A 7,275-nucleotide genomic window follows, 5' to 3' on the forward strand; every position below is an offset into this window, starting at 1 on the left:
AAATATGTAAGTATGTAATATTTTAGTTCTATGATAAATAAAAAATTACAATACATTTGAATGTAAAAGAATGGGCTCGCATATATTTGGAAGGGATGTCAGATTAATTTAGGGGGTAGTTATGTCTATACTTTTAAAAGCTGGTGCAGATGCAGGAAACAACGGTTTGAAGTTAATGGTGAAAGGGCAAGACCCTATTTTTATTCCGAGTATTTATTCTTTATATATAGGTGAGCCTACAGGACTCTTAGATGAGGTAGATGTTTCATTATCTGAATTAGAAAACCACATTGATGTGACTATAAGTTCGCCATCGTTAATGCTAAATAATGTACGATACATCGTTGGAGAAAAAGTCATTCAAGATCAATTAAAAGGTACTGAGGTAGAGAAGAAATCAAATAAGTCAACGGATGAGTTAATGGTTATTACAATACTATCAGGTTTGGCGGTAAGCGCTATGCGTCAAAGCCCAACTTCTAGCCATATTAATATTCGTTATGATTTATCTGTCGCTCTTCCTATGCAGCTTATTACACAAGAAATAGCTGCTGAAAATGCAAAACGTTATATGGGAAATCATAAGGTTATTTTCCATTATCCGAACGGACGCGATGTGACAATTAATGTTTCAATTGAGTATTGTAAATGCCTACCTGAGGGTGCTTCTGGGACGTGGGGCATTGTATACGATGAAGAAGGAAATGTTGTGAAACATAAAATAGAATGTGAGCAAAATCAAGTTTCTGAAATTGATTTTGTAGATAAAACTCTACTCTCTTTTGATATTGGCGCAGGGACGACAGAAGAAGTCGTTTCATTAGGGGTGAATTTCCGTCCGCAACTAAGTAAAGGTTTATCTTATGGTGTAAAAGAGACGTTACTACAAATCATTACGAGATGGAACCGGAAGTATCCAACTAAAACGATTGATAGCATTACAGAATTCAATCAAATTTATTTAAATGATAAGCATCCGAGAAATACATTATTAGTTGAGGAATCACAGCCAGCGCTATTAGGTTTAGCAGCGCGTGTTGCAACAGATATTATAAATAAAATTGATGATATGAAAGACGATCCGTACGTGTTTATTTATGGCGGGGGTGCAGTAATTATTAAAAACAGTTTAAAAATGATTTTAAAGCAAAAAGGACGACTCAAAAATGTAATCTTTGTAGATAATCCGTTATTTACAAATGCACGAGGATTATTAGTCTATACTTGTTCGCCAAAATATAGAGAGCATAAGCAAAAAGAGTTAGGATTTACAAACTTAACGATAAGTTAGTTGGTGGAAGTATGCGATCTAGGCGATATAAACGTGGTGATCGAGTAAAAATCAATATTCATAAATCGGTATCACCTGAAATGCTTGCGTGGCTGAATAAACAATCAAATCCAACTAATTTCTTCTTCTTTGCTGCGCAGCAACTATTTAAACAAGTAGGAGATATTGACGTTTCTAAAGCTTTACCAAGCAGCCATGTTTTCTCATTATATGTGGAGCCTTCATCCTTATTAAAAGTCGAAGTAAACCCTTTTAAAAACATGACACTAGACACAAATACATCCACTGAAAATGCAAAAAAAAAATTATGGGAATCTGTTGATCAATTAGATTGTCCATTTTTTTAAACATAGAAAAATATAAGAAGTCCCCATCACTATACATACGAATACAGTGATGGGGTTTTGTTTGTAAATGGAAGGGGCACAATACAATTTGTGACCCTTCCATTAGTTATTTATCTAAATTTTAGATGTATGTTTAGAAACAGCATTAATTATGCTTTCCCAGTCATCTGGATGGTTTTCATGGCCTGCCCCTTTAAGGGTTAATAGTACTGAGTTTGGAATTTCATCAATTAGTGCGAGGCCATGTTCAAATGGTAGTGCTGTATCGTCTGTTCCGTGAATAACTAATGTAGGTGCTTGTATGGATTGAAGTACACCTTCATATGCATCATCACCTTGAAGTAAAGCGTGATTAAACATACTTAATAAATTGTTTGCGCGTTCTATTTCTTGTTTTACTTGTTTATAAACTCTATTTTCATCAAATATTCGTTCTGATCCACATAATAGACGAGATCCTGAAACTAAATACTCTGCCACATCATTTTTATTTGCCCAATCTATACTTGTGCCATTTACATGATGTGTTAAAATCCTTTCATCCATTGGAGGTAAATCGCGAGTATTGTCATCAGATCCTATTACACTAGTCGCTAGTAAAGTTAGCGTCAAAATTCTTTCGGGATGTTTTACAGCGGCAATTTGAGCAATCATACCACCTAATGACATGCCAAATAGGTGAGCTTTATCAATATGATAAGCATCTAGTACTCCAATTGCATCTTCAGCCATATCTGTTACTGTGTAATTGGAAGTTCTAGGTTCATAGGCAACAGAGCGTCCAACATCACGGTTATCAAAGCGAATAACAAACTTCCCCGTACTAGCCAACAGCTCACAAAACTCTTCATCCCAATAAACCATGGAACATGTAGCACCCATAATTAATAAAATAGCAGGGTTCTTAGGGTTTCCAAAGCTTTCTGTACATATATCAATTCCGTTTATTTTAAACATCTTTTCACTCATATAGTTAGCCCCATTTCTTTTGAATTTGATCAATAAAACAGTTTTGGATGATTCTAAGATGTGTGTAAGATTCGTGGTGGAATTCATCCCGCTATTTGCTGGGCAGTAAGAGTCCCACCTTAAAATTCAGGGAAAGTAAAGAAGTTGGGAGGGGACCAACTTCCCGAAAAAGCCCGATTGGCGAGGGTTGATTAAAGTTTCACTTTATAATGCTTCTTGCATAATTACCCCCAAAAATAATTATATGTTAATTCAAGGCAAAAAATTTTGAGAAATAATTGTATGTTATTAAAATAAACAGCAAGGAGGAGAGGAAATGAAAGCAATTGTTATTGATCAATATGGTATTGTTGAAGAATTAAAAGAAAGACAAGTTTTAAAACCGGTTGTTCAGAATAACGAAAAAGCTCAACAATAAATAATATCCCATACTATACATTTTCATTTTCGAGTATTATTTATTGTTAGCTATTGTGATATTACTTCTAACAAATACTGTTTCGTATTGTATCGTGTAATTTTTCTAATCCAATTTCCATATCTTTCTCGTTTAACATTGAATAGCTAATTCTTAATTGGTTATCATTTGTTTCGTAATTTAATAGACAAGCTGTTCCTGGTAAAAAAGAGACATCTACTTCATTTGCTTTTTGTAATAAGGTAAAGGGATCTATCGAATCAGGTAGTGTCACCCATAAATTAAAACCTCCATTTGGTATTTCAAAGTGTAGTTCTTTTAATGGCGATAATATATCAATTGTTAAATCACGTCTCATTTGTAAAGCTGTACGTAATTTTTCTAAATGGTTTTTCATACGTTCTGCACGTAAAAACGGTAGAAGTGCCTTCTGTGTTAATAAAGGACTACCGATATCCATTGAACCTTTTACTGCATATAGCCATTCAAAAATAGGACCATCGGCAATAAGTGCCGCGATACGCAGTCCTGGTGCTAACGTTTTACTAAATCCTTTTATATATATTACGTGGCCATCCTTATCAAAACTTTTGATTGGGGGCGGGATTATAGCATCCTCAAAATATATTTCTCCGAAAGAATCATCTTCAATAATAAAAAATTGATATAACTCCGATAGTTCTATAAGTTCCATTCTTCGTTCTTTACTCATTACTGTACCTGTCGGATTCTGGAAGGTGGGATTCGTATACAATAAAACGGGATTTTTACTTTGACAAATATCATCAATTAAGTCGGAGCGAACTCCATGATTATCAAGAGAAACGGGAATGATTTGAACACCTTTATTGATGAAAATATCAAGCGCAGCACTGTAACATGGACTTTCTACTAATACAATATCTCCAGGTTTTAATAATGTTTGAGCAATTAAATCAATTCCTTGTTGTGCGCCGCTTGTAATTAATAATTGAGATGGGTCTGTCACTAATTTCTGGTGTTCATTTAAGTAATTTGCTATTTCAACTCGCAATTCATAATCGCCTTGAACTGGCCCATAAGTTGCTAACAACATCGGATTTTTATCCAGCAATTTATGCATTTCATCTGCCAAAAATGGATTTGGTAACAGACGAGGATACAGAATTGCTTGTGAAAAATTATAATATTTACGGTGCTTATTCATTGCATATTGAGAACGCATAACATTAATCGTTTTCATTTGTTGCCATTTATACGGAATTGGTTTGAAATCTTTCTTTACCCGTTTATATATGTAAGCACCTTTTCCTTGTTCGATGCGTATATACCCTTTCGTTTCTAACTGTTTATACGCTTTACGAACTGTTAATACATTGATTTGTAAATCTGTGGCCATACAACGTAAAGAAGGAAGAGATTCACCATGTGAAAGCATACCACTTTGTATTCTGTCAACAATTTGCATATATATTTGCTTGTAATACGGTATGTTTGTTTCTTTACGCAATACAATTTTCATAGGTTCACCTATTTTTCTTTTTAACTTAATTAAAGCGAAAAATATATAGGGAATCAACTACAACTTGAAGTAACTGTTATATGTATCGATACACTGTTATACACCATAGCCTCTATACTCATTCTAAGAGTAAAAAGGAGGAAGCAAAATGGTCATTTTTAATTACATTTTAGTATGTATTATTTTCGGGACAACATTTTTAACGATAAAAATTGGAATTGAAGCAGGGGCGCCACCGTTGTTTTCAGCAGGAATTCGCTTCTTTTTAGCGGGAATAATCCTTATGATTATTTTTAAATTAAAGCGAAAAGAAATTATGCCACATATATTTTCAAAACGCATTATGTATGCTGGATTTTGTTTAACATTTATGACATTCGCAAGTTTATATTGGTCAGAACAATATATTTCTTCGGGATTAGCTGCTGTTCTTTCTGCTACGGGACCAATGATGATTTTATTAATACAAGCAAAGAGGAATAGGGAGAAATTACAAAAGGAACAACTCGTTGCTTTAGTTATTGCACTAGCAGGTGTTATATTTGTTTCTTTACCAGGAATGCATCAACAAGTAAGTTTCATATGGAGTATTGCTTGTATTGTGTTAGTTATAGGGGAGTTATTTTACGGAATAGGCTCTATTCGTTCGAAAGAAATACTGTCAGATTTATCAAATGTATCACCATTTCTTATTAACGGTATTCAAATGTTTTATGGAGGGATTTTACTACTAATCGCATCTATTATTGTAGAACAACCAAATGTAACCGTATTAACTTCATGGAGTGTGCAATGGCCTATTTTATATCTCATATTTATCGGATCGATTGGTGGACACGGATTATATTACTGGCTCTTATCAAAAACAAATCCAGTATTTCCATCGACGTGGTTATATGTATCACCATTAATTGCAATAATTGTGGGATATATCATTTTAGGAGAACCTTTAAATCCTACAATGGGAATGGGGGCTTGTCTTATATTGATTGGTGTATTTTTGGCCAATCGTTCAACACTACGGACTTATTTCAAAAAAGGGCGGTTATTAGAGAAGGAGATGTAGTTTAATAAAGCAATAGCCCTGTATATTACAGGACTGATAAAATCAAAAACACAGTTGGAAAAATAACCAACTGTGTTTTTGATAATTAATTCAATTTTTTAATAAAGCCTTTATAATGACGTTTTACAAGCTGGCTTTCTAACGTCTTCATAGTTTCTAGTGCTACACCGACAATGATAAGTAAGCTTGTACCACCAATTTGAGCAGAAGGTGGTAACGTAGCAATTTTCGTGAATACGAGCGGTAATATAGAAATAGCACCTAAGAAAATTGCACCGATAAATGTTAAACGGTATAGAATTTTAGTTACATATTGTTCAGTTGCTTTACCAGGACGAATACCAGGAACATATCCATTTTGCTTTTTCAAATTCTCAGCCATTTGTTCAGGATTTACTTGAATAAATGCGTAGAAGTATGTGAAAGCAACGATAAGACCGACATAAAGTGTCATTCCAATTGGATGTGCGAAATCAAGATTTGCAACTAACCATTTTGATACGCTTGAATCAGGGAAGAGCTGCGCAATTGTACGCGGCGTCATTAAAAATGCAGAAGCAAAGATAACTGGTATAACACCAGCACTATTTACTTTAAGCGGTAAATGAGTGTTTTTTGCTCCTTGATATTGATTGTTTCCTGAAACAGCTTTTGCATATTGGATCGGTATTTTACGTACAGCTTGTTGAATGTAAATAACACCAACAACTATCGCTAAAATTACGAGTCCAATTAAAACAATTTTTATTATGTGCATAAATAGCTGATCGCCAGCATTTTGGAATTGTTGTAAATAAATTTGATTTGCAACATTTGGAATGGCGGCAACGAGACCTGCGAAGATAATCATCGAAATACCATTACCAACTCCGTTAGCGGTAATTTGTTCGCCTAACCAAAGTAAAAATGCAGTACCTGCAGTTAAAACTGTCGCAATAAATAAGTATGTAGTCCAGCTTTGATCTGTTATTAATTGTCCACCTGCTATATTATTAAAGCCATAAGACATTCCGATGGCCTGTATGAATGCGAGAATGATTGTAAAGTATCGAGTGAATTGAGCTGATTTCTTACGGCCCATTTCTCCTTGCTTTGCCCATTCCGAAAATTTAGGTATAACATCCATTTGTAGTAACTGTACTATGATGGAAGCTGTAATATATGGTGTAATACCTACAGCAAAGATTGAGAAGTGTTGCAATGCTCCTCCGCCAAATACGTTTAACATACCTAGAACGTTAGCTTGATCTTGTACTTTTAATACCTCTGCGTTAGTATGAGGAACTGGAATAAACGTGCCAATTCGAAAAACGATTAACATCGCTAGTGTAAAAAGGATTTTCCTTCTTATCTCAGCTACTCTCATGAAATTTGAAATCGTACGAAACATTATGTCGCCTCCTATATTTTTATCAGTAAAAAACTGATTATTATACCCTATGAAGTAACCACAAACCTCCTTCCGCACTAAATTCATTTGACAAATGGATTTTCATACACTTTGTAGTTTTCACGGATATAAAAATATAAGGTGTTATATAAGCGACCTATACACTTCACGTAATCATTCAATACCCATAATATATCGAATAAATTAACAAATGTACATACATACGCATTAAAAATGAATAAATAGGGTCATTTTTTACATTTATTTAATGATAAATTGATAGGACATTATAC

6 protein-coding genes are annotated in these 7,275 nt (G+C 34.0%); 3 read left to right on the forward strand and 3 right to left on the reverse strand.

The features are described from left to right. Positions 1-121: 121 nt before the first annotated feature. Together ABWK52_RS16865 and ABWK52_RS16870 are read left to right on the forward strand one after the other, a co-directional pair. Positions 122-1,291 carry a ParM/StbA family protein gene (locus ABWK52_RS16865; RefSeq protein ID WP_000025622.1) on the forward strand — a complete coding sequence of 390 codons (1,170 nt, stop codon included), beginning with the start codon at positions 122-124 and terminating at the stop codon, positions 1,289-1,291. A gap of 11 nt (positions 1,292-1,302) precedes the next feature. After that, positions 1,303-1,638 carry a hypothetical protein gene (locus tag ABWK52_RS16870; RefSeq protein WP_001257760.1) on the forward strand — a complete coding sequence of 112 codons (336 nt, stop codon included), beginning with the start codon at positions 1,303-1,305 and terminating at the stop codon, positions 1,636-1,638. 114 nt (positions 1,639-1,752) lie between these two features. Here ABWK52_RS16870 and ABWK52_RS16875 read toward each other — a convergent pair whose 3' ends face one another. Next, positions 1,753-2,607 carry an alpha/beta fold hydrolase gene (locus ABWK52_RS16875; RefSeq protein WP_001291319.1) on the reverse strand — a complete coding sequence of 285 codons (855 nt, stop codon included), beginning with the start codon at positions 2,605-2,607 and terminating at the stop codon, positions 1,753-1,755. Positions 2,608-3,092: 485 nt separating this feature from the next. Continuing rightward, a complete protein-coding gene (locus tag ABWK52_RS16880; protein WP_000706791.1) occupies positions 3,093-4,526 on the reverse strand; it encodes a PLP-dependent aminotransferase family protein in 1,434 nt (477 codons plus the stop codon). 148 nt (positions 4,527-4,674) lie between these two features. On the opposite strand from ABWK52_RS16880, the gene ABWK52_RS16885 reads away from it, so the two are divergent. Further along, positions 4,675-5,592, forward strand: coding sequence for a DMT family transporter (locus tag ABWK52_RS16885; RefSeq protein WP_000234333.1), 918 nt, complete (start codon positions 4,675-4,677; stop codon positions 5,590-5,592). Between the two features lie 85 nt (positions 5,593-5,677). Here ABWK52_RS16885 and secY read toward each other — a convergent pair whose 3' ends face one another. After that, positions 5,678-6,982, reverse strand: a complete 1,305-nt coding sequence (gene secY / locus ABWK52_RS16890; RefSeq protein ID WP_098541894.1) for a preprotein translocase subunit SecY — start codon at positions 6,980-6,982, stop codon at positions 5,678-5,680. Between the last annotated feature and the right edge of the window lie 293 nt (positions 6,983-7,275).

The sequence above is a fragment of the Bacillus sp. AP50 genome (assembly GCF_040492675.1).
Classification (GTDB): Bacteria; Bacillota; Bacilli; order Bacillales; family Bacillaceae_G; genus Bacillus_A; species Bacillus_A cereus.